The sequence below is a fragment of the Mucilaginibacter sp. 320_HR genome (assembly GCF_059691875.1).
This window is the reverse complement of record NZ_JCAWAI010000001.1, coordinates 1,074,829-1,095,418: the sequence shown is the minus strand read 5'-3', so window position 1 is coordinate 1,095,418 and position 20,590 is coordinate 1,074,829. Positions and strand designations below refer to the sequence as shown.

General features: G+C 43.1%; 24 protein-coding genes. 11 read left to right on the top strand and 13 right to left on the bottom strand.

All coding sequences use genetic code 11. The features are described 5' to 3' along the window. Positions 1 to 56: 56 nt before the first annotated feature. Complete coding sequence (gene bglX / locus AC59GT_RS04955) at positions 57 to 2,366, bottom strand: beta-glucosidase BglX (protein ID WP_497236598.1); 2,310 nt, start codon at positions 2,364 to 2,366, stop codon at positions 57 to 59. A 183-nt stretch (positions 2,367 to 2,549) separates the two neighbouring features. On the opposite strand from bglX, the gene AC59GT_RS04950 reads away from it, so the two are divergent. The 6 genes from AC59GT_RS04950 (at position 2,550) to AC59GT_RS04925 (ending at position 6,897) form a co-directional block, all read left to right on the top strand. Next, positions 2,550 to 3,311, top strand: a complete 762-nt coding sequence (locus tag AC59GT_RS04950; protein ID WP_497236597.1) for an NUDIX hydrolase — start codon at positions 2,550 to 2,552, stop codon at positions 3,309 to 3,311. Between the two features lie 119 nt (positions 3,312 to 3,430). Beyond that, a complete protein-coding gene (locus tag AC59GT_RS04945; RefSeq protein WP_497236596.1) occupies positions 3,431 to 4,288 on the top strand; it encodes a YitT family protein in 858 nt (285 codons plus the stop codon). 60 nt (positions 4,289 to 4,348) lie between these two features. After that, complete coding sequence (locus tag AC59GT_RS04940; RefSeq protein ID WP_497236595.1) at positions 4,349 to 5,086, top strand: DNA-formamidopyrimidine glycosylase family protein; 738 nt, start codon at positions 4,349 to 4,351, stop codon at positions 5,084 to 5,086. A 53-nt stretch (positions 5,087 to 5,139) separates the two neighbouring features. Beyond that, positions 5,140 to 5,325, top strand: a complete 186-nt coding sequence (locus AC59GT_RS04935) for a hypothetical protein (RefSeq protein ID WP_497236594.1) — start codon at positions 5,140 to 5,142, stop codon at positions 5,323 to 5,325. A gap of 62 nt (positions 5,326 to 5,387) precedes the next feature. Beyond that, complete coding sequence (locus tag AC59GT_RS04930) at positions 5,388 to 6,674, top strand: DUF2851 family protein (RefSeq protein ID WP_497236593.1); 1,287 nt, start codon at positions 5,388 to 5,390, stop codon at positions 6,672 to 6,674. A 1-nt stretch (position 6,675) separates the two neighbouring features. Then, entirely contained in the window at positions 6,676 to 6,897 is a 222-nt protein-coding gene (locus tag AC59GT_RS04925; RefSeq protein ID WP_117384982.1) for a PspC domain-containing protein, read from the top strand. A gap of 3 nt (positions 6,898 to 6,900) precedes the next feature. On the opposite strand, the gene AC59GT_RS04920 is transcribed toward AC59GT_RS04925, so the two are convergent. From AC59GT_RS04920 to AC59GT_RS04885, 8 genes are all read right to left on the bottom strand, one after another. After that, positions 6,901 to 7,818 (bottom strand): DUF72 domain-containing protein, encoded by a 918-nt coding sequence (locus tag AC59GT_RS04920; RefSeq protein WP_497236592.1) that lies wholly within the window; start codon positions 7,816 to 7,818, stop codon positions 6,901 to 6,903. Beyond that, positions 7,818 to 8,531 (bottom strand): hypothetical protein, encoded by a 714-nt coding sequence (locus AC59GT_RS04915; RefSeq protein ID WP_497236591.1) that lies wholly within the window; start codon positions 8,529 to 8,531, stop codon positions 7,818 to 7,820. The genes AC59GT_RS04920 and AC59GT_RS04915 overlap by 1 nt, the downstream gene beginning before the upstream one ends. Positions 8,532 to 8,613: 82 nt before the next feature. Next, complete coding sequence (locus AC59GT_RS04910; RefSeq protein WP_497236590.1) at positions 8,614 to 9,375, bottom strand: SDR family oxidoreductase; 762 nt, start codon at positions 9,373 to 9,375, stop codon at positions 8,614 to 8,616. 143 nt (positions 9,376 to 9,518) lie between these two features. Then, complete coding sequence (locus AC59GT_RS04905) at positions 9,519 to 9,917, bottom strand: helix-turn-helix domain-containing protein (protein ID WP_497236589.1); 399 nt, start codon at positions 9,915 to 9,917, stop codon at positions 9,519 to 9,521. Positions 9,918 to 9,974: 57 nt separating this feature from the next. Continuing rightward, positions 9,975 to 11,597 (bottom strand): amidase, encoded by a 1,623-nt coding sequence (locus tag AC59GT_RS04900; RefSeq protein ID WP_497236588.1) that lies wholly within the window; start codon positions 11,595 to 11,597, stop codon positions 9,975 to 9,977. A gap of 64 nt (positions 11,598 to 11,661) precedes the next feature. Next, complete coding sequence (locus AC59GT_RS04895) at positions 11,662 to 12,171, bottom strand: hypothetical protein (protein WP_497236587.1); 510 nt, start codon at positions 12,169 to 12,171, stop codon at positions 11,662 to 11,664. 5 nt (positions 12,172 to 12,176) lie between these two features. After that, positions 12,177 to 12,680 carry a hypothetical protein gene (locus tag AC59GT_RS04890; RefSeq protein ID WP_497236586.1) on the bottom strand — a complete coding sequence of 168 codons (504 nt, stop codon included), beginning with the start codon at positions 12,678 to 12,680 and terminating at the stop codon, positions 12,177 to 12,179. Then, complete coding sequence (locus tag AC59GT_RS04885; protein WP_497236585.1) at positions 12,677 to 13,960, bottom strand: alkaline phosphatase family protein; 1,284 nt, start codon at positions 13,958 to 13,960, stop codon at positions 12,677 to 12,679. The genes AC59GT_RS04890 and AC59GT_RS04885 overlap by 4 nt, the downstream gene beginning before the upstream one ends. A 211-nt stretch (positions 13,961 to 14,171) precedes the next feature. Between AC59GT_RS04885 and AC59GT_RS04880 the strand changes: the two genes are divergently transcribed. The 3 genes from AC59GT_RS04880 (at position 14,172) to AC59GT_RS04870 (ending at position 15,947) form a co-directional block, all read left to right on the top strand. Beyond that, the gene (locus AC59GT_RS04880; RefSeq protein WP_497236584.1) at positions 14,172 to 15,113 is read left to right on the top strand and encodes a glycoside hydrolase family 5 protein; all 942 of its coding nucleotides are present in this window, start codon (positions 14,172 to 14,174) and stop codon (positions 15,111 to 15,113) included. 35 nt (positions 15,114 to 15,148) lie between these two features. Beyond that, positions 15,149 to 15,613: a hypothetical protein gene (locus AC59GT_RS04875; protein WP_497236583.1), complete on the top strand. Its 465-nt coding sequence runs from the start codon at positions 15,149 to 15,151 to the stop codon at positions 15,611 to 15,613. A 70-nt stretch (positions 15,614 to 15,683) separates the two neighbouring features. Then, entirely contained in the window at positions 15,684 to 15,947 is a 264-nt protein-coding gene (locus tag AC59GT_RS04870) for a DUF3072 domain-containing protein (RefSeq protein ID WP_497236582.1), read from the top strand. On the opposite strand, the gene AC59GT_RS04865 is transcribed toward AC59GT_RS04870, so the two are convergent. Further along, complete coding sequence (locus tag AC59GT_RS04865) at positions 15,944 to 16,705, bottom strand: MBL fold metallo-hydrolase (RefSeq protein WP_497236581.1); 762 nt, start codon at positions 16,703 to 16,705, stop codon at positions 15,944 to 15,946. The genes AC59GT_RS04870 and AC59GT_RS04865 overlap by 4 nt on opposite strands. Further along, a complete protein-coding gene (locus tag AC59GT_RS04860; protein ID WP_497236580.1) occupies positions 16,702 to 16,974 on the bottom strand; it encodes a hypothetical protein in 273 nt (90 codons plus the stop codon). Before AC59GT_RS04860 ends, AC59GT_RS04865 begins: the two co-directional genes overlap by 4 nt. 182 nt (positions 16,975 to 17,156) lie before the next feature. On the opposite strand from AC59GT_RS04860, the gene AC59GT_RS04855 reads away from it, so the two are divergent. Then, positions 17,157 to 18,290, top strand: a complete 1,134-nt coding sequence (locus AC59GT_RS04855; protein WP_497236579.1) for an acyltransferase family protein — start codon at positions 17,157 to 17,159, stop codon at positions 18,288 to 18,290. A 13-nt stretch (positions 18,291 to 18,303) separates the two neighbouring features. Then, positions 18,304 to 18,858 carry a hypothetical protein gene (locus AC59GT_RS04850; RefSeq protein WP_497236578.1) on the top strand — a complete coding sequence of 185 codons (555 nt, stop codon included), beginning with the start codon at positions 18,304 to 18,306 and terminating at the stop codon, positions 18,856 to 18,858. Positions 18,859 to 18,876: 18 nt separating this feature from the next. On the opposite strand, the gene AC59GT_RS04845 is transcribed toward AC59GT_RS04850, so the two are convergent. Both AC59GT_RS04845 and lolA1 read right to left on the bottom strand, forming a co-directional pair. Next, positions 18,877 to 19,755, bottom strand: coding sequence for a diiron oxygenase (locus tag AC59GT_RS04845; protein ID WP_497236577.1), 879 nt, complete (start codon positions 19,753 to 19,755; stop codon positions 18,877 to 18,879). Positions 19,756 to 19,867: 112 nt separating this feature from the next. Continuing rightward, positions 19,868 to 20,539: an outer membrane lipoprotein periplasmic chaperone LolA1 gene (gene lolA1 / locus AC59GT_RS04840; RefSeq protein WP_497236576.1), complete on the bottom strand. Its 672-nt coding sequence runs from the start codon at positions 20,537 to 20,539 to the stop codon at positions 19,868 to 19,870. Positions 20,540 to 20,590: the final 51 nt, after the last annotated feature.

The following is a 20,590-nucleotide window of genomic DNA, read 5'->3' as shown; positions in this document are numbered from 1 at the left end:
AGCTCAGCGGCACATAATTAACAATTTTGTATAACAAATATTTAGCTAATAAGCAGCTATTTCATCCACTGAATTTTTGCAGATTGTGTATCAGAAGAATTTGTACCCACCTCAATAGTAAACTCGCCAGGCTCCCAATCATATTTTAATTGTGTATTATAAAACTTAAGTAGTTCAGGGGTGATATTAAAGCTGACCTCTTTTTGTTGACCAGGTTGTAACATTATTTTCGAGAAGCCTTTAAGTTCTTTCACCGACCTTGAAATACTTGCCACAGGATCACCAATGTATAGTTGCACGGTTTCTTCTCCCGCATATTTACCTGTATTAGTCACTGTCACTGTTGCTTTCAAAGTCTCGTTGCCTTTCAACTTGGTTTTAGAAAGCTTAATACCACTATACTTAAAAGTTGTATAACTTAACCCATATCCAAACGGGTAGAGTGGATCGTTAGAAATATCAAGGTAGTTAGACTTAAATTTAGTGGGACCATCAGTATATGGACGACCGGTATTTTTATGGTTATAATATATAGGTATCTGTCCTACGCTGCGAGGGAACGTTGCGGTGATTTTACCCGAAGGATTGTAGTTGCCAAATAATACTTCACCAATGGCGTTACCTGCTTCAGTACCTGGTGCCCAAACATCCAGTATCGCGGCGGCATTCTCATTTTCCCAGGTAAGTGATAACGGTCGTCCGTTGAAAAGAATTATAACCATTGGCTTACCTGTTTTGGCCAAAGCTTTCAACATGTTTTTCTGGCTCTCAGGAATGTCGATATCAGAACGGCTTGATGATTCGCCGCTCATGCTTTGCGATTCGCCAACTACAGCAACAATGATATCTGATTTTTTTGCGGCCTTTACAGCTTCGTCTATCATATACTCCGGCGACCGGCTATCAAGGCTTACCATGCCCGGGCCAAAGTTAAGGCGTTTCATAAATGTTGTATCATCCGTAATATTTGAACCTTTTGCATAATTAATTTTTACGTTATCGCCAACGATGTGCTTGATGCCTTCCATTACACTTACAGATTTCTCCCACTCACCTGCAATCACCCATGTTCCGAGCATATCGCGTTTGTTATCGGCCAGCGGACCAACCAGCGCTATGCTACCGCCAGATTTTTTAAGCGGCAATACCTGATTAGTGTTCTTAAGCAACACAAAGGAATGTTCTGCAGCAATGCGGGCGGCTTTGCGGTTTTCTTCAGTAAATACATCACGTTTCTCACGTTCGGCATCTATTGATTTATATGGATTATCAAACAATCCCAACTTATACTTTGCCTCTAATACCCGGCGGCAGGCAAGGTCTATCTCCGCCTGTGTAACTTTACCCTGTTGAAGCGATTTCTTAAGCGTTGTAAGAAACCCCTCTCCTACCATATCCATGTCCAGACCAGCTTTAAGAGATAATGCCGAAACTGTTTGCAAATCACCCAGCCCATGGTTGCTAACTTCATTCACTGCAGTGTAGTCGCTCACAACGAAACCTTTAAAACCCCACTCCTTACGCAGCAAATCAGTAAGCAGCCACTTATTTGCTGTGGCGGGTACTCCATCTACTGTATTGAACGAGCTCATGAAACTGCCTGCGCCCGCATCAAGCGCTGCTTTATAAGGAGGCAAATAATCCTGGTACATACGAATGCGGCTCATGTCAACCGTATTGTATTCGCGGCCGGCCTCTGCACCGCCATAAAGTGCGAAGTGCTTTACGCAGGCCATTACAGCATCTGCATTTTTCATACTTGTACCCTGGTAACCTTTCACCATAGCAGCTGCAATTTTTCCGCCTAGGAAAGGGTCTTCTCCACTACCCTCAGATATACGTCCCCACCTTGCGTCGCGTGCAATATCAACCATAGGCGAAAATACCCAGTTTAAACCTTCGGCAGTGGCTTCTTTCGCTGCGATTTTTGCAGAATTCTGTATAAGGTCCATATCCCACGTGGCCGACATACCCAAGGGTATAGGGAATATGGTACGATGCCCATGTATCACGTCCAAGCCGAATATCAATGGTATATGCAACCGTGTTTTCTTAACAGCTTCATCTTGTGCCTTACGCACGTTGTCGGCACCGTACAAACCAAATATGCCACCTATGGATCCACTCACAATACCTTTATCTATACCATTGTTTGTTACGGAACCAGTGATAGCCATTCCACCTGTTACCAGGTTAAGCTGACCTATTTTTTCATCAATGGTCATCTTCTTCATCAGGCTAGTGACAAACGCATTCATTTTAGCGTCGTTTGCAGCAGTCTGCGCATTAGCTTTGCCCAATGGTAACATGAACAGTGTTACCGCCGAAATTTTAATGGATAGCCTTTTTATAGAGTTTTTCTTCATTGAGGATAACAAATTTGTACTGTTGCTAAACAGAAATTGAAAGCGTAATTTTTCGATGTCCTTGCCTAATGTTAAACTTATTAACTATAATTGGATATTAAACCAATGTAAACAAGGGTGTAATTGGCACACAATTGTAGATATTAAATTCAAACAATCAAAAGATTTTTTTGAACACTGTAAATGCTTACTAAAGAGGAACTGGAAGATTTTTCGGCACGTGCGAAGGAGATTTATTTAGACCACATATCTATTGATTGTGTAGTGTTTGGCTTTCATGAGGGACAAATGAAAGTTTTAATGCTAAAAAGCAAAAACGAAGAAGGTTGGCAACTTCCCGGAGGCTTTGTTGAACTGGACGAACATATAGATGTTGCTGCTACGCGTATTTTAGAAACACGTACCGGCCTACAAGACATATTCCTGAAACAGTTTCATGTATTTGGTGCAAACGACCGTAATAAACAGCATAATGAAATGTACGCTGACATTGTTCCTAAAGAAAGCAATTTTTTTGCCCACCGTTTTATTTCTATCGGCTATTACGCGTTGGTAGATTTCATGAACGTAAACCCTACGCCTGACGAGTTCTCTGACCTTTGCACCTGGCGCGACCTTAACGACCTACCCGTATTCCTGCTTGATCATGAACTGATATTTCGTACCGCTCTTGATACACTGCGGCTGCAACTCAGTTACCAGCCTATAGGGTATAACCTGATGCCTAAAGAGTTTACTATGCCCGAGCTGCAGAAATTGTACGAAACCATCCTTGATCAAAAGCTAGACAGACGCAACTTTCAGCGGCGTATGCTTGGCTTTGGCATCCTCAATAAGTTGGAACAAACCCGTAAAGGTGGCGCGCACAAAGCACCTTACCTATATTCTTTCGACTTAGAAAAGTACAAAGAAGCCTTGAAAGAAGGGCTGAAAAGCGGCTGGTGATAACGATTTTTTGCAATTACAACGTTTTAAATACCAACTACAAAGCAACAGAACGGCATAATTTGCCCCAAGCTTTAAAATGTTTTCGCTATCTTAACACCCATACATGCTACTGAACTATGAAATACAGGGGTGCTCTTATAGATACGTTGCTCATTGTACTGGGTATACTTTCGGCAGGGATGGGGTTGAAAGGGTTTCTGCTGCCCAGCCATTTTATTGATGGCGGCGTTACCGGGATCTCCATCCTACTATCCGACACTACTCACGTGCCGCTCTCCATTTTGATATTCGTGATAAACGTTCCTTTCCTTTTTCTTGGATATCGTAAGCTGGGTGCAGCATTTGCTATCAGGAGCGGGTTGGCGATAGCTGGCTTGTCCTTAGCCCTGGCATTTATGAAGTTCCCGGATGTAACACCAGACAAGCTCCTTACTGCAGTATTTGGTGGTCTGTTCATTGGCGCAGGTATAGGGATGGCCATTAGAGGTGGTGCGGTATTGGATGGTACCGAAATAGCAGCATTATTAGTAAGCAAGAAAGCTCAGATTGTCCGCGTTAGTGACGTTATCCTGATCTTGAACGTGGTGATATTTACTACTGCTGTTTTTATTTTGGGGGTTGAGGAAGGGCTATATTCCATCCTTACTTATTTATCAGCTTCTAAAATGATCGACTTTATATTGAACGGCTTAGAACAGTACACTGGTATTACCGTAGTATCCATTAAGGGCGGTCAGATCCGCGAAGCGATCACCCAAAATCTTGGTCGCGGCGTAACAGTTTACGAAGGCAGAAGTGGGTATGGAAAAGATGGGCATATTAACGAGCCCCGGGAAATAATTTTTACTGTAGCTACCCGGTTAGAAATCCCTCTTATTAAAAAAGAAATACTGCGGATAGATCCGGCTGCGTTTATAGTACAACAAAGCGTTGATGATACTACCGGCGGCTTGCTTAAGAAGAAAAAGCACTAACAAGGCCTGCAAAACATTTATTCCCCGGATTGTTCTCAATTCATATTTATTCGAGACACAATGCCGGAAGGACCGAGTATACTCATATTAAAAGAAGCTGTACAGCAGTTTAAAGGACGAAAGATTGTAGACGCCAGTTGCAATAATCGCATGCTAGATGCTACATTATTAAAAAATCAGACCATTACTGACCTCAAAAGCTGGGGCAAGCATTTTCTGATTTGCTTTCCAAACTTTACCGTTCGAATACACATGATGATGTTCGGCTCTTACCGTATCAATTCGCATACAGCAAAGCCTGCCCGTTTGCATCTGGAATTTGAGAACGGCACAGAATTAAACTTCTATGCCAGTCAGCTTAAGTTAATAGAGGAGCCGCTTGATGATGTTTACGACTGGCATGCCGACATCATGAGCCCCAAATGGAGCAGCAAAAAAGCCATTGCAAAAATGAGAGCGCTTCCGGAACTATTAATTTGCGATGCTCTGATGGACCAGCAGATATTTTCGGGTGTAGGTAATATCATAAAGAACGAAGTGCTGTTTACGGTTAAGGTACACCCAGAAAGTTTGGTAAGTTCTATTCCGGCTAAAAAGTTAAATGATATAATTAACGAAGCTATAAAGTACAGCTTTGAATTCTTTGAGCAAAGAAAGGCGGGAACGCTAAAAAAACATTGGCAAGCCTATAACAAAAAGGAGTGTCCGCGGGATAAAGTTCCGCTGCAAAAGCGAGATACCGGCCGTTCGCATCGTACAAGCTTCTTCTGTGACTTATGTATGAAGCAGTATCATTAACAAACCATAAAATCAAATTCCGTTGCTGATTGTTATCTAATAAAACAACTACTATGAAAACAATAACCATTGCAGGTGACCCTGCATCACTCGGTGCTGTATGGGTTCCTAAATCTGATATATTCCATGATCATGATGTGGTGAGAGTCGAATCATCGGACGGGCACGCTGCTGTAGAAAAAACCATTTTCAGGATTGTGGACGGTGGCGAAGACAAGTGGGAACTTCAGTTCGAATAATTATTAAACATCCTTTTTGCTAAAAATTTGTGCAATAAGTGGGGCAATTACTAAATTGTCCCATGCTTTTCACAGAAGACTTCTTGCACTACGTTTGGAAATTCCGACTGTTTAACAGGATCGGACTGTATACAACTGATGGTGAAGAAATTCAAATTTACTCTGCCGGATTGCACAACAAGCATGCAGGCGCTGATTTTCAGAACGCGCGTATACGCGTAGGAGATGAAACGTGGGCTGGAACAGTTGAAATACACATTAACTCTTCGGACTGGCACAAGCACGGCCACTCGACGGACGGAGCTTACGACAACGTTATTTTACATGTTGTATATAATCACGACACGCCCATAATACTACCTAATGGCAGGTTACTACCTACTTTAGAACTCAAAGACAGAATTCCTGGTGAACTTCATCATAGTTATCATAACCTGGTTTTTGGCAACAACATTGTTATACCTTGTGAGGGAAGCATCAAGCGGGTCGACCCGCTTACAATGCAAAACTGGTTAACCAGAATACTTGTTGAACGGTTAGAAAAGCGCGCTGAAGCAGTGACAGCCGCATTAGAAAAAAACCGGGGGGATTGGGAAGAAACATTCTACCAGTTCCTGGCTGCCAACTTTGGTTTTAAAACAAATGCATTACCGTTTGAACTTTTAGCCAAATCCCTCCCTCAAAATATACTGGCCAAGCACAAGAACAACCCAATGCAAATTGAGGCGCTGGTATTTGGCCAAGCGGGGTTATTAAAGGATGACCTTACCGATGGATACCCGGTAAAGCTTAGAACGGAATACGCCTATCTCCGCAAGAAATTTAATCTCACACCAATTGAAAGTCATCTATGGAAGTTTATGCGCATGCGACCGCAGAACTTCCCCACCATACGGCTTGCACAATTTGCCGTGCTGATAGTACGCAGCACCCATCTCTTTTCGCAGATACTGGAAACCAAAGAGGTAAAGAACCTCCGAGAGTTGTTCTTAGGGTTAGAAATTCATCAATACTGGACAGATCATTATCGGTTTGATAAACTCTCGCCACCTGCCACCAAACATTTGGGCAAGTCCACTGTTGATACATTGTTACTGAATACAGTTGCTTTGTTTTTGTTTGCTTACGGCAAATACACGCAACAGCAATTTTTTGTGAGCCGCGCCTTGAAGTTGCTGGAAAATATTCCGGCTGAGAATAACCACATTACAGCGGATTTTGCTAACTTAGGAGTGAACATTTTTACAGCTTTCGAGTCCCAGGCGCTACTCGAACTAAAAAATAGCTATTGTGATCATAAGAAATGCCTGCAATGCGGCGTTGGAATTAAAATCTTAAAACCCAGCTGATATGTTACAACGGATTATCACCTTTTTTGAGCGTTACTCTTTTGGAGTATGCACTTACCTGGGCGAGCGTTTTAACGTTTCTATCGCTAAGATTAGATTGTTTTTTATCTACTCGTCTTTTTTGGCGGTAGGTTTTCCACTTATGTTTTATTTCTTTGCAGGTATCGTTCTGGATATTCGCAACTATGTAAAGCGCAAAAGAAAACGTGCTTTAGACTGGTAGTTGCTACTCAAACAGGCCTTTATCTCTGTTTATGAACTGTGGCCGTGGCAAACTCAAGCCTAGTCGCTGATTTAGCTTATCTACTACATAGTCGCACAGCTCAGGACTGTACCTTTCATCGTGCTGGTGCATAAAGAACCACACAGAACGCAGGCCTTGCTCCTTCCATTGTATTATCCTTTCTACCCAATCATCACATCTTGCGTAATCTGTTGGATCCAGGCTGTTTCCTACGAAGCGGATAAAAGCATGAGGTGTAGGCAGCATCATGTGCACACAATCACGCCGACCGGACGCGTCTGTTATAACCGCACCAATGTTCAGTCTTTTAAATAAGCTAAATACCGCCTCTTTGTTGGCATCAACAGCAAACCAGTCTTTGTGCCTTAACTCTACAAACACTGGTATATCTGTAGGTAGTTGCTCCAGGTAGGCAGTAAGTTCTGGTAAGCTCTTCGGTGTATAGTTGTCGCTCAACTGCAAAAACAAAGGCCCTAGTTTATCACCAAAGGCCATTATGCCTTCGTAGTAGGCGGTGGTAACTTCTTCCGCGTTTTTTAAACGACGTATGTGGCTAATGCTTTGAGAGAACTTTGGACAGAAACGAAAGTCTGGATTAGTATCTGCTTTCTGTTTCCACTTGGTTATCGTTTCAGCAGGATAAACATTGTAAAATGTGGCATTTAGCTCTATACAGTTAAAATGCTTAACGTACTCATCTAAAAAGTTCGCGTCTTTAGTTTTGGGTGGGTATATTTTCCCTACCCACTCCTTGCGGCCCCATTTGGCACAACCGGCACGCACCTGTAAGGGTTCGACAGTACCAGTCTGTTGCAAAGTATCTGTTGTAAATTGCGGGTCAGGTGGCAGCGTAAAATCTACCAACTTTAGTTCATCGTCTGTAACACGGCCAAATTCCATTACTTTTCCTCTTCTTCTATTTTACGAATTATCTTTCGGGTGCTATCGAGAGTGATGTGATACTTATAGATAATCGCATTTATATAACCATCCCTATTAAGGAAATTATAGGTAAGCGGCATCTCCATTAACTGCTGAATGTTGTCCTTACCGTTTTTGATAACAAAATTATGATCAACATGATCCGCCAACTTTGCTTTAAAATCACCAAACAGATTAGTTGACGCAACAAGGCTCGGAATAGTTTGCTGATAAAGATTCACAATTTCAACTTGTAGGTCTTTATTTTCAATAACATCCAATTTGCCGGAAGCCTTGAGAGCTTCAAATCGCCCGCTTGATGGAACAAACCCTACAACATTGTACATGTAGTCAATCATGCGCGAAGCTGTGTCGGGGTTAAGTTGTTTGCCGCTATAAGCAGCGCGATAATAGGCGAAGGCATTTTTCATGTTTACGTAAGAGGCAGAATCTTCCTCAAGTTGCTTTTGATCTTCTTTCAGATCAGTTACAAGATTAGAAAGAAAATTATGCTCCAGCGTTTTTTCAGCGCTGTTTTCACGCCAGCGTTCCACTATTAAAGAAAGCGTTATTGCAAAAACAATAATTGCTATCTCCAGCAGGATGTCTTTAATTTTATGTTTGATATCATCATGCCCACGTGCAACCGTAATTATCTTCTTGGTATGTTTTGTTATTTCGTGCTCTGCCATAACGAGCTAAAATTAACAATAGTCGGCAATAAAAATGCGCGAACGTATAAACATTCACGCATTTAGATATTAGTGCATTCGGTTACAAGAACATACCGCCCGATGCTTCTATACGCTGGGCATTAATCCAGCGCGCATCCTCTGTGCACAGGAATGCTATTACAGGGCCAATATCATCTGGCTGACCCGGGCGGCCCAACGAGGTGATTGACGATATAAAATCGTGCATACCAGGGTGACTTCCAAAAGCCTCCTTGGTAAAGTCAGTTTCTACAATACCGGGTGCTACCAGGTTAGCTGCAATACCACGACTACCCAGTTCTTTGGCCAGGTACTTGGTAAATACTTCAATAGCGCCCTTCATAGAGGCATAAGCTGCATAGCCCGGAGTTGCAAAACGGGTAAGACCTGTAGAGATGTTTATAATGCGCCCGCCATCAGCTATAGTAGTAACCAGAGTTTGGGTTAAGAAGTAAACGCCTTTAAAATGGACATTAAACAAATTATCAAAATCCTCTTCGGTTGTTTTTGCAAAAGGTGATGCGGCATCTATGCCTGCGTTATTCACCAGAAAGTCGAACGTGTCCCTGCCCCATTTCTCTTGAAGCACCGCAGTCAGCCGCTTTTTAAAATCGGCGAAGGTTGCTACCTTTGATGTATCCAGCTGAAGCGCTGCCGCTGTCTGCCCGTTTGCAGATATCTGGTTTACCACTTCTTCTGCTTCTTCCTGCTTGCTGCGGTAAGTAAGTATTACGTCGATACCTTTAGCTGCCAAGTGCAAAGCAGCGTTTTTACCAAGGCCCCTGCTGCCGCCTGTTATCAATGCAATTTTTGTTGTAGTCATTTTTTATAATTTTAGATGTTGATACAAAGGTGCAACAAACTAAAACCAAAAAAATGGTGATAAGTTCCGATAAAATGGTGACAGTTTCAGTATTTTTTGCCGTATGGATGTGATGCATGTAATGAAGACCAGCAAGCTAAGGTTCACATCACCTCGGTAACTTCCGCCTCTAACACTTGCTCGCGGTATTGCTTAGGTGTGATGCCCGAAAAACGCTTGAAGAACTTGGTAAAGTTTGATGGATCGAACGTAAGCTTATATGCTACTTCTTTTATTGGGGTATGATTACGCAGCATTTCGCGGGCAATCTCCATTATGCGCTCTTCAATAAAAAAGCATGGATGCTTACCGGTAGCCAGCTTTATGGTATTACTAAGATGGGTTGGATGGATATGTAGCAGTTCCGCAAAGTCCCTTATCTCTAACATATCTGTCACCCGCTCATTCAGCACATCGTCCAGATGCTTGTCAATAGCTTTTAAATACTCCTGCGTTATTTCATGCTGGCGTGCAAATATCTTTTTTGGTAGCGGCTGCGGCATTATCAAATATAGTTAATTAGCCGTGTAGAGATGGCCGTATTAATATCTAAAATGTATTTACTCAAATAGTCCGGGTTTAAATTCAGGTTTCTTTCTTTTTTTGGAGGCTTGCTCATACGCGTATGCCATTGAGATCAGCTCGCCCTCTTTCCACGCAGTACTGAAGAACGATAAACCCATCGGCAGATCATGCCAGGCACCCATAGGCACCGTTATATGCGGATAACCCGCCATAGCTGCCGGGGTAGAAAAGGAGAACCCATTATCATAGTCGCCGTTCACCAAGTCAATACATACTGCAAAGCCATTGGTAGCCCCACATATAGCATCCAGCTTATTGTCAGCTAAAATGCTATCTATTGCATTGCGGCTTACACCGGTTGACTTCTTAAGCGCTTCCACGTATTCTTTACTGGTAAGATCGCCTTTAGCCTGAGCCATCTCCAGTGTTTCCTGTTGGAAAAATGGCATCGCCTTACCTTTGTTGGTGTTATTGTAAGCTATTACATCAGCAAGGTTTTTAACCGAAGCACCTGCTGTAGAAAGGTATTTGTTTAATCCGTCCTTAAACTCATAAAGCAGCACCTGGAACTCGGCACCATCTGCTGCTTTAAGTTTTTGGTAAAGCTCTACTTCTACCACCTCCGCACCTAATTTTTTCAATGTAGCTATTGCATCGTTAAGCAAAAATTCTAACCCCGGGTTTGCAGGGTGCTTTATTTTCTCTATGCCTATTCGTTTTCCCTTCAACCCGTTTACATCTAAATACTTTGTGTAATCCTTCTCTGGCTTGCTCTTTAAAGTGTAGCTGTCGTTGGGGTCAGCTCCTGCCATTATCCCAAGCAAAATAGCGGCATCCTTAACGGTACGGGTCATGGGTCCAGCTGTATCTTGCGTAATTGATATGGGGATAATACCGGTACGGCTAAGCAACCCAACTGTGGGCTTTATACCTACTAGTCCGTTTACTGAAGACGGGGATACCACAGATCCATCGGTTTCGGTACCTACTGCAACTGTACATAAGTTTGCGGAAGCGGCAGCACCCGAACCAGCGCTTGACCCGCTTGGGTTCCGGTCCAGCACATACGGATTTTTAGTTTGCCGTCCGCGGCTGCTCCAGCCACTGGTAGAATGTGTAGACCGGAAGTTTGCCCATTCGCTCAGGTTGGTCTTTCCAAGCAAAACCGCGCCTGCCTCTCTTAATTTATGCGCGATAAAAGCATCCTGCTTAGCGAAATGATCGCCCAATGCAAGCGAGCCTGCAGTGGTGTGCATATTATCCCCGGTATCAATATTGTCTTTAATCAGCACGGGTATGCCGTGTAGTGGCCCGCGCACTTTCCCGTTTTTACGTTCCTTGTCCATGGCATCGGCCATGTCTAATGCATTTTTGTTGACTTCAATTACTGCGTTCAGCTTCGGCCCGCTTTTATCTATCGCTTCAATCCTTTTCAGGTACAATTCGGTTATAGAGCGTGATGTATGACTGCCGCTCTGCATTTTATGCTGAAGATCATCGATGGTAGCTTCGTTCAGCTCAAAATCATCCGTGGTTGCAGCACCTGTTCCAGCCTGTTCTTTCGAGTCTTTAACAGTACTTGTGCATGATGCAGTTACCAGTGTACCTAAGGTGAGACCAGCCAATGATCCGGTCTTTAAGAAATTTCTTCGTTGCATAGAGTAAGGGGAGTAAATCCATCCTAATTTAGGAAAAGATTGAATTACATAGCAGATGCTAATGCTAATTAGCAGAAAATTCCATTTTTACAGGCGGAGGAATAACAAGGGCATTGTTATAGCTTGGAAGTAGCTTGAGCAGCACGTTATGGGGCATAGCGCCAACATCCATAAACGTCCACGATTTGCCATCGTTACCGCTAATGCCCAACAGCCATGTACGGCCGGTATATTTTCCTGCGGATGTGATAATAACAAGCTCTTCGGGCAGCAGGCAGTGCAGTTCATCACCCGCCTGGTAAAACTTACCCGGCATCCCTACCGACCCTTCAAAACTAAGCGCACCTTGCTTTTTCAGCGTCTCTATGCGGTCGGTAATAAGCTGCTGCATCTTCTCTTCCCCTCCTGATAGTGCAACTAAACGGGGATATGTGTACCTGATTACCGTTTGGTAATCTCCTTTAAAAGTGGCTTGAGCAAAAAGGTCCGCCTGTTGTTTAACAAGTGGATTGTCCTGGGCAAAAACCCACCCGGGCAACAATAAAAACAAAAGTAGTTGTAAATATAACCTCATGTAAGTTACTGCACAAACGGTTGTGTAGGCTCAGGTATTTTAAGGTTCTTATTAAAGTTTGGAAAAAGTTTGGGGATCGCAGCTATAGTATTTTTGTTGAGGTCTAGAAAAGTCCAGGTTTTACCGCGATTTTTACTAATTGCCAACAAGTTACTTTTAGTACGAATAGTACTTGCCCCAGCCTTCATGGTGATGTACTCGGGCACGAGGCAGTGTATTTCTGTACCTGCTTTGTAAAACGGCCCCGGTGAACCTACGCTCGCATCGCTAAAGCTTACGCCCTGCGCTTTCATCTGGCTCATACCTTTAGTCATCATTTGCAGCAACTTGGCCTTGCCGCCGCTCATTTGTACAACCTTAGGGTACATATAGTCAATCACGGTGCCATAGTTGCCATCAAGCACAGCTTTGGCTACAACTGCAGCTTGTTTCTTCACTACCGTTGTGTCCTGCGCGTAAAGCGTTGCCGGCAATAGCAGCAGCAACAATATCCTGAACTTCAGCTTCATCTCTTTTTGATCAATATTTCGTTTGCAAGTGTACCGGTACCATCAACCTTCCCGGTTATTTTAAGGCCAAGTATACGGCTTATCATGTTGTAAGCATCAACATTGGCAAAGGGTTGTATCTTAAGGTGCTTTTTAAATGCGGGGCCCCATGCGTAAAAGGTAGCATGCATATCCTTAACAACCGTTGGGTCGTAACCGTGCCAACCCGGGTTAATGGTTTTCTTATTATAAAGGTTAAACACCTTCGGCCAGTTAGGTATCAGCAAAATATCGCCTATGCGGTTATGCCAATCGTCTGTTGCACCGTAGTGAAACTTCGCAGGCATGTTAGTCTTTAAGTAAACTTTATAATCCTTTGCTTCTTTGGTAAGTTCATCAAAAGTACTTTTTATGGCTGTCTTATCTTTAGCGTAAAGCTCTACCAAAATACCATCGCCAGATACCTTAAACTTTGCGGTATCTATTGCGGCTGGTATGCCTATAGGGTTCTGATTGTCCACTTTGGTCATGCCATGGTCGGCAACAAAAACAAAGTTCACATCCAGCCCTGTTGTTTTTACCGCCTTGTACAACTCATTCACTGCTGAATCTACAAAATGCACCTCGTGCGCTGTTTCTGGGTCATCAGGACCTTTCAGGTGTGCGGCATGATCTACCTGCGGGAAGTAAAAAGTTATAAAATGCGGGCGTTCTGCAGGCGGTAGTTTAAGCCAGTTCACTAAAGCCTGTATACGGTTGTTTATATCTATTTTCTCGTTATAGATGTAATAGTAAGTAGGACGCGTATTTTTTATGGCTGATTCCGACGCTACCCAATAAAAACTTGCAGACAACATTTTTTGCTGCTCGGCTAATACCCACAGTGGTGTACCGCCGTACCAGCTCCCGTCAGCAACCTTTACTTTGTTGCTCATACTATAGCTATCATTACGATTGCGGTCGTAAAAGGTATTATTTACCAGGCCGGAGTGCGAAGGGTATAGTCCGCTTACCATGGCGTAGTGGTTAGGAAATGTCACCGAGGGATACGATGGAATCATAGAAGCTGCTTGCACGCCTTCAGCACGGAAACGTTTTAGGTTTACTGCATTATGTTTGTCCGTATAATCCCAACGAAAGCCGTCGGCAGAAATCAGGATAACGTAAGGTTTCTTTTGCTGAGCTGGACTGTTCTTACGCCCCGGAATGATCTTTTGAACGGTATCAACAATCGCAATAGATTGGCTAAATGCAATGCTGTAAAGGCAAATAAATGCGAATAAAAAGCTGAGTCTTTTCATGTACATGAGTATAGCTCCAAAATTAGGCAAACTGCATTAACATAATTGTACTATAACATTAATGTTGCTTAACGCCGAGAAAGGTGGGGCGCTGTTCACATTTTACCAATCTCTTGTACATTTCATACAATAACAGGTTGTTCTTATAAAGATGCCTTAAATTGGCTCTACTATGAAGAAGTGTGCGTTAATTGTATTCTGCTATATCACTATGTTAACTGCAGCTTGGGCTCAACCCAAGGCTTCGCCGGTCGCCTTAAACGGTTTCTTATCTGTTAAAGACGGCATTATAGTTAATAAGAATGGCCTGCCACCACAACTACGCGGTGTAAGCATGTCGTGGAGCCTTTGGCAAGGGGAAAAATACTATAACCCCGAGGTTGTTAACTGGCTGGCAAAAGATTTCAAAATATCCATCCTTAGAGCCGCAATGGGCGTACAACCGGCACATGGTTACCTCCAGGAGCCCGAGCGTCAAAAGAAAATGATAGTGGCGGTAATTGACGAAGCCATTAAAAAGGGCATATACGTGCTGATTGACTGGCACGATCATAATAGTCACCTGCACATTCCGCAGTCAAAAGCATTTTTTGCGGAGATGGCTAAGAAGTACGCAGGGGTACCAAATGTAATCTATGAGATATGGAACGAACCAGAGCGCATTGGCTGGGATACCGTTAAGAAATATGCCTTGCAAGTAATTCCTGAAATAAGAAAATACGACAAAAAGAACCTCATTATTGTCGGCAGCCCGCATTGGGACCAGGATGTGGATATTGCAGCAGCAGACCCCGTGACAGGATTTGATAATATTGCTTACTCCTTCCACTTCTACGCTTCGGACAAGAACCACCAGCAATTGCTGCGCGATAAGGCTGACAACGCGCTTAAAATGAAAATGCCCTTATTAGTTACCGAATGGGGTGTTGGTGAGGCGACCGGCAACGGACAGTTCAGCAAAAGTAAAACTAAGGTTTGGGTAGACTGGCTAGAGGCAAACAAATTAAGCTGGGCCAACTGGAACTTGACAGATAAGGATGAAACAACTGCTATACTAGAACCGGGCGCAACCGTTAATGGTGGCTGGAAAGAAGAGCAGCTTACCAATGCCGGCGCATATATTCGCTATAGATTAAGATTGCTCAACAAATAACATCTAAATACAATATATGTGTATCTTGTAAGTGCATGTATCAGCACGAAAACAGCTCATTTATATCCCTGCTCACAGCATTATTATTGCTTTGCACCAGCTGCTCGCATACCACTAAAGTATATACAAGCGATTGTAACGAAGAAGCTAAATTCAGGAAGGTAAAATTTGCCGACCTACTTCGCAACCCAATAGCGTACGACGGGCAGTATATCCAGATCTCCGGCCGCTTTGTTGGCACTCAACATATATCTGCACTACAGGCTGAAAATAGCGCAGAAGCTACAGAAAAGCAGGAATTATGGATCAATTTTACGCCTGATTGCCCGCTGGTACAAAAAGGCACCCATACTGGCTTTTTTGATAATGAGGAAGGCCACTACGCTTCAGTAAATAACCATTTGATGACCATCAAATGCCGGGTAGACGCGCATAAACGCGGATTACACAACGGCTTTGCGGCTATACTCAACAATATTAGCTATCTCGAACTTAAATAATAGCTAATAAAATTAGCATTTCTTAAAACAGCTTACGCTCTTTGCTTGTTGATATAATAAATTACAAGTTATGGCTACAGCAAACGATAATAAACAAAACGATGCAGCTAACGCATCAGCACCTAACAACGATCATTTAAAAGGTACAAACGCTATTAAGGATCCAGATGAATGGACTACCGGAGATGAGCCGATGACCGGTGCACAACAATCTTACCTGAAAACATTAAGCGACCAGGCAGGTGAAGAGATGGACGAGACGTTAAGTAAAGCAGACGCATCTAAAAAGATAGATGAGCTTCAGCACAAAACAGGTCGCGGTATTGAAGATTAGAACTCAAGTTTGAGGCCGTCATAAGCTAATTTGATGTTAGGCGGTAGTTCCTGCGAAACATCCTGATGACGACCAAGGCGGTGGCTAATGTGGGTAAAGTAAGTGGTCTCAGCACCCATTTCTTTCGCAAAAGCCACCGCTTCATCAAATGTAAAGTGCGAAATATGCCTTTCTTTCTGCAAGGCGTTAACCACTAGTATTTTAGCTCCTCTGATCTTTTTCCGCTCAGGTTCGGAAACTGTTTTGGCATCTGTGATGTACACCAGATCCTTTATCCTGAAGCCAAGTACCGGCAATTTATAGTGCATTACACGTATAGGCAACAGGTTAACGGATCCCACGCTGAAAGGCTCCATCCCAATCTGGTGCATATTAACCTGTGGTATTCCAGGATATCCTTTATTATCAAAGATGTACGGGAACTCCCTTGTTAATGCTTCCTGAACACGCGCTTCCGCATAAATATCTACAGCAGTGTTTTGCTTATAGTTAAACGCCCTGATATCATCCATACCGGCAACGTGGTCTTTATGCTCATGGGTGAAAACTATCGCATCCAGGTGTTTTACCCCGGCGCGCAGCATCTGGTACCTGAAATCAGGCCCGGAATCTATCGCGATTGTCTTATCCTCAGCCTCTATCAGTACGGACGTTCGCAGGCGTTTATCTTGCGTGTCAACAGAAGTACATACCTCGCATTCGCAGGCAATTACAGGTACGCCCTGCGAGGTTCCGGTGCCAAGGAAGGTAAATATCACAGTTGTAAAGTTGTTTGCTTTAGCTGGTGCAAGAATGCTGCCTGTTTTTCGTCCAGCAGGTGAATGTCGATTTCAAGGGTACGGGCCAGTTCAGCAACGGCAGCTATCCTGCTCTCCAGGTTGGCAAATTTATTTACCACCACCACCCTGCTGTTTTGTAACAGGCAGGCACCTGTTTTAAAATTCCCTTTTTCATAACGCACCCTGTACCCTGCCGTTTTTAGCAACAGTTCCAATTTTTCGAGCGTATGATTAGTAATGGTCAGCATCAGAGTTTTCAAAAATAGCATAACGCAAGCCTAATCAAACAGGTTTTTCAAAATACTATATCAAACCATATTCACTTACATCGGATTTTTAAAACCTTTACCATCTTTAATCAAGAGACACTTTTAGAAATAATTATTTTCTATCTTGCCTTTATAAACCACAACTACAAGCCTATTTTATTATGGATGCAAAAGCCGAGCGGTTCCTTTCCCTGGATGTGTTCCGCGGACTTACCATTTGTTTCATGATCATTGTTAACACGCCCGGCAGTGGCTCGGCGCCTTTTTCGCCGTTAGAACATGCTGCATGGTTCGGTTTCACGCCTACTGACCTGGTTTTTCCGTCATTTCTTTTTGCGGTAGGTAATGCCATGAGCTTTACATCAAAAAGGTTTGCGCAAATGACAACAAGCGCAGTGTTGGGCAGAATATTTAAACGTGCGGTTATCATTTTCCTGCTAGGCTACTTAATGTACTGGTTCCCGTTTTTTGAGCAGCACAATGGTGTTTGGGGCTTTAAGCCGTTTAGCCATACGCGTGTAATGGGTGTGCTGCAGCGAATTGCCTTGTGTTATCTGTTCGCCTCCATTATCGTTTACTTCGTTAAATCTTTCAGAACAGTTGTAGTAATCAGCATTTTATTATTGGTAGGCTACCAGGTTATTCTTCTTGCCTTCGGCGATCATGATGCTCCATATGGGATGCTTACCAATGCAGGCACCTATCTGGATAAATTTATCTTGGGCGACAATCACCTTTATCACGGCGAAGGGATGCCATTTGATCCTGAAGGGATACTCAGCACGCTGCCGGCGATAGTAAACGTTATTTGCGGCTATTACACTGGCAAATTCATTCAGCAAAAAGGAAAAGAGTACGAAGCACTTGCAAAAATGTTGTTAGTAGGCTGCTTGTTCATATTCATTGCTGTATGTTGGAACATGAGCTTCCCGATAGGAAAAAAACTTTGGACCAGCCCCTTCACCCTTCTTACCGTTGGGCTTGACCTGGTGATTATTTCCGCGCTTATTTACGCTGTTGAAGTTCGCAGTTGGAGGGCAGCCAATTGGCCTGCATTCTTTACCACGGTAGGTAAAAATCCGCTGGCCATTTATATTCTGTCAGAAATACTTATTATCGCTTTCTGGATGATTCCACTTGGCGGCAAAAGTTTTTTTGATACCGTAAACCATTCGTTTTATCAAGCTATAGCGCCAGGCCCGGTAGGTTCTTTATTGTTTGCTGTAAGCTATATGCTGGTTTGTTGGCTGGTTGGTAAATTGCTCGAGAAAAGGAATATTTATATAAGGGTTTAATATTACAGGAGCAATGCGAAAGGCCTTCATTTTACTAATAGCCGTTTTCTTAAGTGCTAAGGAAGCGCTGGCCCAAACGGATTCTGAGACATCAAATTTCTTGCGAACTATTGTCACTCAAAAAGATTTCCTTTATAGTGATGCTATAACTTCTTTTGAAGTGGGTGAGCTTAAAAGTGTGTTAGGTGAAAAGACTGGCAACCAGTCAGCGAATACAAATAAAATTCAGTTTACTAAAGCAGAACGAGCCTACATATTGTCAAAAGCTGAAGAACAAAAGTTGCTTAGATGGAAAAAAGACACCTTTAAAAAAGGTACAGCAATCAATGGTGATACGATCAATAAGATTTTCAATGATCAGAAACGAGGCTGGCCATATTTTTATAAAAAATATGGGAATCACTTTCTAACATTTTCAAAACCTATTTTTCTGCGCGGCAACACAGTATGTTTATTTTACTCATCAAACAATTGTGGAGACCTGTGCGGATCTGGAGGCTGGGGGGTTTACAAAAAAGAGAACGGTTCGTGGGTGAGGAAAGTGGTATTAAGTTTTTGGATTAGCTAAAAGCCACTAAAGAATCATTCACACTTTGGCATGCAATAACCAACGCCATGCCCATCGTGTTAGGCGGTTAAAACCGCCCCAACTGTCTACAAACTCAATAATGTGGCTTAGGCAGTTCTGAGTAAATTTGCTGCGGTAGTTGCGGGTTGCTTCTTTAAATACTGCATCAGCGTTGTTGATGCCTATACGTTCATATATCTCCTTACGAACGTACATCGTACGCACGAAGTAAATGTTCATCAATATTACAAAACTGTATAGCGTCTTCCGGATGTACCCGGCTTTTGCTGTATAGGTTTGCAGCAGGCCTTTTGTGAAGTGGATATGCCGGCCCTCCTCAATGTTATGCAACTCGAACACTTTCCGTAACACAACATAAATTTCCGGCGCTCGCCTGCTGTAATTGCCGTACATGTCGGTTATTAGTTCAACCGCCAGGCTACCCATAAAAAGGAAATCGGCAGGCAGGTAGTTGGTGCTGATTTTGCCAACAAACTGATGCATTTTTGTTGGCGGCAATGCTTTACCATTAAGCTGTATAATAGCTTGGGAAAACATCTCCTGGTGGCGATATTCTTCAATGATCTCACGAATGAGAAACCGGTGCTCAGGGCTATCTGGCGGCAACTGAAGCAGGTACCGTGTCATGAATACGCAAAACAATGCCTCTCCCCAACCATAGGAGTATAGTACCTGCACCGCCTCATGCCGGCCTAGGTCGATTTTCTGTTCCTGAGTTAAGATATTGTAAACAGGCAAGCCTTCTAAAGAGGTAAGCTTTTCGGGCAGGTACAGGTCAGTGGCTTTTGGCTGCTCCTTCCAGGGCACATAAGTCTCGGGCATTAACTGCCGTTCCTTGCTTATCCGTATCAGCCGCTCTATTTCTTCTGCCTGCATATATGTTTTCGTATCGTATAAATGAGCTGTTTAGCACACTGATAAGAAGGGCATGACTCTTGTACCTCGCTGCTGCTTTATCGTTATGCGGTAGCAAACAACTTTAATCCCCTTATCTAAGATCTACCAGCTCTGCACCCGGATGAGCTTTCTTGTCATAAGTAAAAGTTGCGTCTGTAACTTTTACCGGCGCGAAGGTTTTTAAAGTGTAAGTGTACCGGCTGCCGTTCTTATCAAAAATCATGGCGCTGTATAGTTGATTTTTCACTTTATCTATCATCAGCCTTACTTTAAAGAACGAGGCCTTTGCATCTTCCGGCGTAAGGTCTACCACCTGGTAAGTTTTACCGCCTGCTTTTTGTAAACCGGTATAAATGTATTTATACCCCTTCTCGTACATGGTAAATATCTTGGCGGGGTTAAAGCCTTCGTCGCTGTTGTCTGCGTTTGCCAGCTGTACTTCATTGGCATCTTTCAGGTATGTCCACTGGCTTTTACCATCACTTATGATCTCCTGAGTTACAGCATTTGTTTTGCCGGGCTGGTATATGATAACTTTGTACTTATTAGCTTTTGACCGCGCCACCAATGTACCGGTTTGCGTTTCTTTAACGTTTGCCTGCTGGTTGTCTACAAGCAAACTAAAGTCGGTTTTAACCGCGTCGTAGCTACGGTATTGCTTGCTTAGTTTATTCAGGATGGTTTTTGCGTCGCTGTCCTTTTGGGCGAAAACGGCAGTTGCCGAAAACAATAAGGCGAATATAAATAGTGCTGCTTTTTTCATAATTACTGCTTTACAAACCCGTAAATAGCCAATGGGTTTTATAATAGTTTA

Coding starts and splice junctions, on each gene's coding strand:
- AC59GT_RS04930 (WP_497236593.1), top strand. CDS start 5,388: ATGCTTTTCACAGAAGACTTCTTGCACTACGTTTGGAAATTCCGACTG.
- bglX (WP_497236598.1), bottom strand. CDS start 2,366: ATGAAGAAAAACTCTATAAAAAGGCTATCCATTAAAATTTCGGCGGTA.
- AC59GT_RS04905 (WP_497236589.1), bottom strand. CDS start 9,917: ATGCCGCAGCCGCTACCAAAAAAGATATTTGCACGCCAGCATGAAATA.
- AC59GT_RS04910 (WP_497236590.1), bottom strand. CDS start 9,375: ATGACTACAACAAAAATTGCATTGATAACAGGCGGCAGCAGGGGCCTT.
- AC59GT_RS04895 (WP_497236587.1), bottom strand. CDS start 12,171: ATGAGGTTATATTTACAACTACTTTTGTTTTTATTGTTGCCCGGGTGG.
- AC59GT_RS04855 (WP_497236579.1), top strand. CDS start 17,157: ATGGATGCAAAAGCCGAGCGGTTCCTTTCCCTGGATGTGTTCCGCGGA.
- AC59GT_RS04890 (WP_497236586.1), bottom strand. CDS start 12,680: ATGAAGCTGAAGTTCAGGATATTGTTGCTGCTGCTATTGCCGGCAACG.
- AC59GT_RS04950 (WP_497236597.1), top strand. CDS start 2,550: ATGCTTACTAAAGAGGAACTGGAAGATTTTTCGGCACGTGCGAAGGAG.
- AC59GT_RS04935 (WP_497236594.1), top strand. CDS start 5,140: ATGAAAACAATAACCATTGCAGGTGACCCTGCATCACTCGGTGCTGTA.
- AC59GT_RS04920 (WP_497236592.1), bottom strand. CDS start 7,818: ATGGAATTTGGCCGTGTTACAGACGATGAACTAAAGTTGGTAGATTTT.
- AC59GT_RS04875 (WP_497236583.1), top strand. CDS start 15,149: ATGTATCAGCACGAAAACAGCTCATTTATATCCCTGCTCACAGCATTA.
- AC59GT_RS04925 (WP_117384982.1), top strand. CDS start 6,676: ATGTTACAACGGATTATCACCTTTTTTGAGCGTTACTCTTTTGGAGTA.
- AC59GT_RS04860 (WP_497236580.1), bottom strand. CDS start 16,974: ATGCTGACCATTACTAATCATACGCTCGAAAAATTGGAACTGTTGCTA.
- AC59GT_RS04880 (WP_497236584.1), top strand. CDS start 14,172: ATGTTAACTGCAGCTTGGGCTCAACCCAAGGCTTCGCCGGTCGCCTTA.
- AC59GT_RS04845 (WP_497236577.1), bottom strand. CDS start 19,755: ATGCAGGCAGAAGAAATAGAGCGGCTGATACGGATAAGCAAGGAACGG.
- AC59GT_RS04850 (WP_497236578.1), top strand. CDS start 18,304: ATGCGAAAGGCCTTCATTTTACTAATAGCCGTTTTCTTAAGTGCTAAG.
- AC59GT_RS04870 (WP_497236582.1), top strand. CDS start 15,684: ATGGCTACAGCAAACGATAATAAACAAAACGATGCAGCTAACGCATCA.
- AC59GT_RS04940 (WP_497236595.1), top strand. CDS start 4,349: ATGCCGGAAGGACCGAGTATACTCATATTAAAAGAAGCTGTACAGCAG.
- AC59GT_RS04885 (WP_497236585.1), bottom strand. CDS start 13,960: ATGAAAAGACTCAGCTTTTTATTCGCATTTATTTGCCTTTACAGCATT.
- AC59GT_RS04945 (WP_497236596.1), top strand. CDS start 3,431: ATGAAATACAGGGGTGCTCTTATAGATACGTTGCTCATTGTACTGGGT.
- lolA1 (WP_497236576.1), bottom strand. CDS start 20,539: ATGAAAAAAGCAGCACTATTTATATTCGCCTTATTGTTTTCGGCAACT.
- AC59GT_RS04900 (WP_497236588.1), bottom strand. CDS start 11,597: ATGCAACGAAGAAATTTCTTAAAGACCGGATCATTGGCTGGTCTCACC.
- AC59GT_RS04915 (WP_497236591.1), bottom strand. CDS start 8,531: ATGGCAGAGCACGAAATAACAAAACATACCAAGAAGATAATTACGGTT.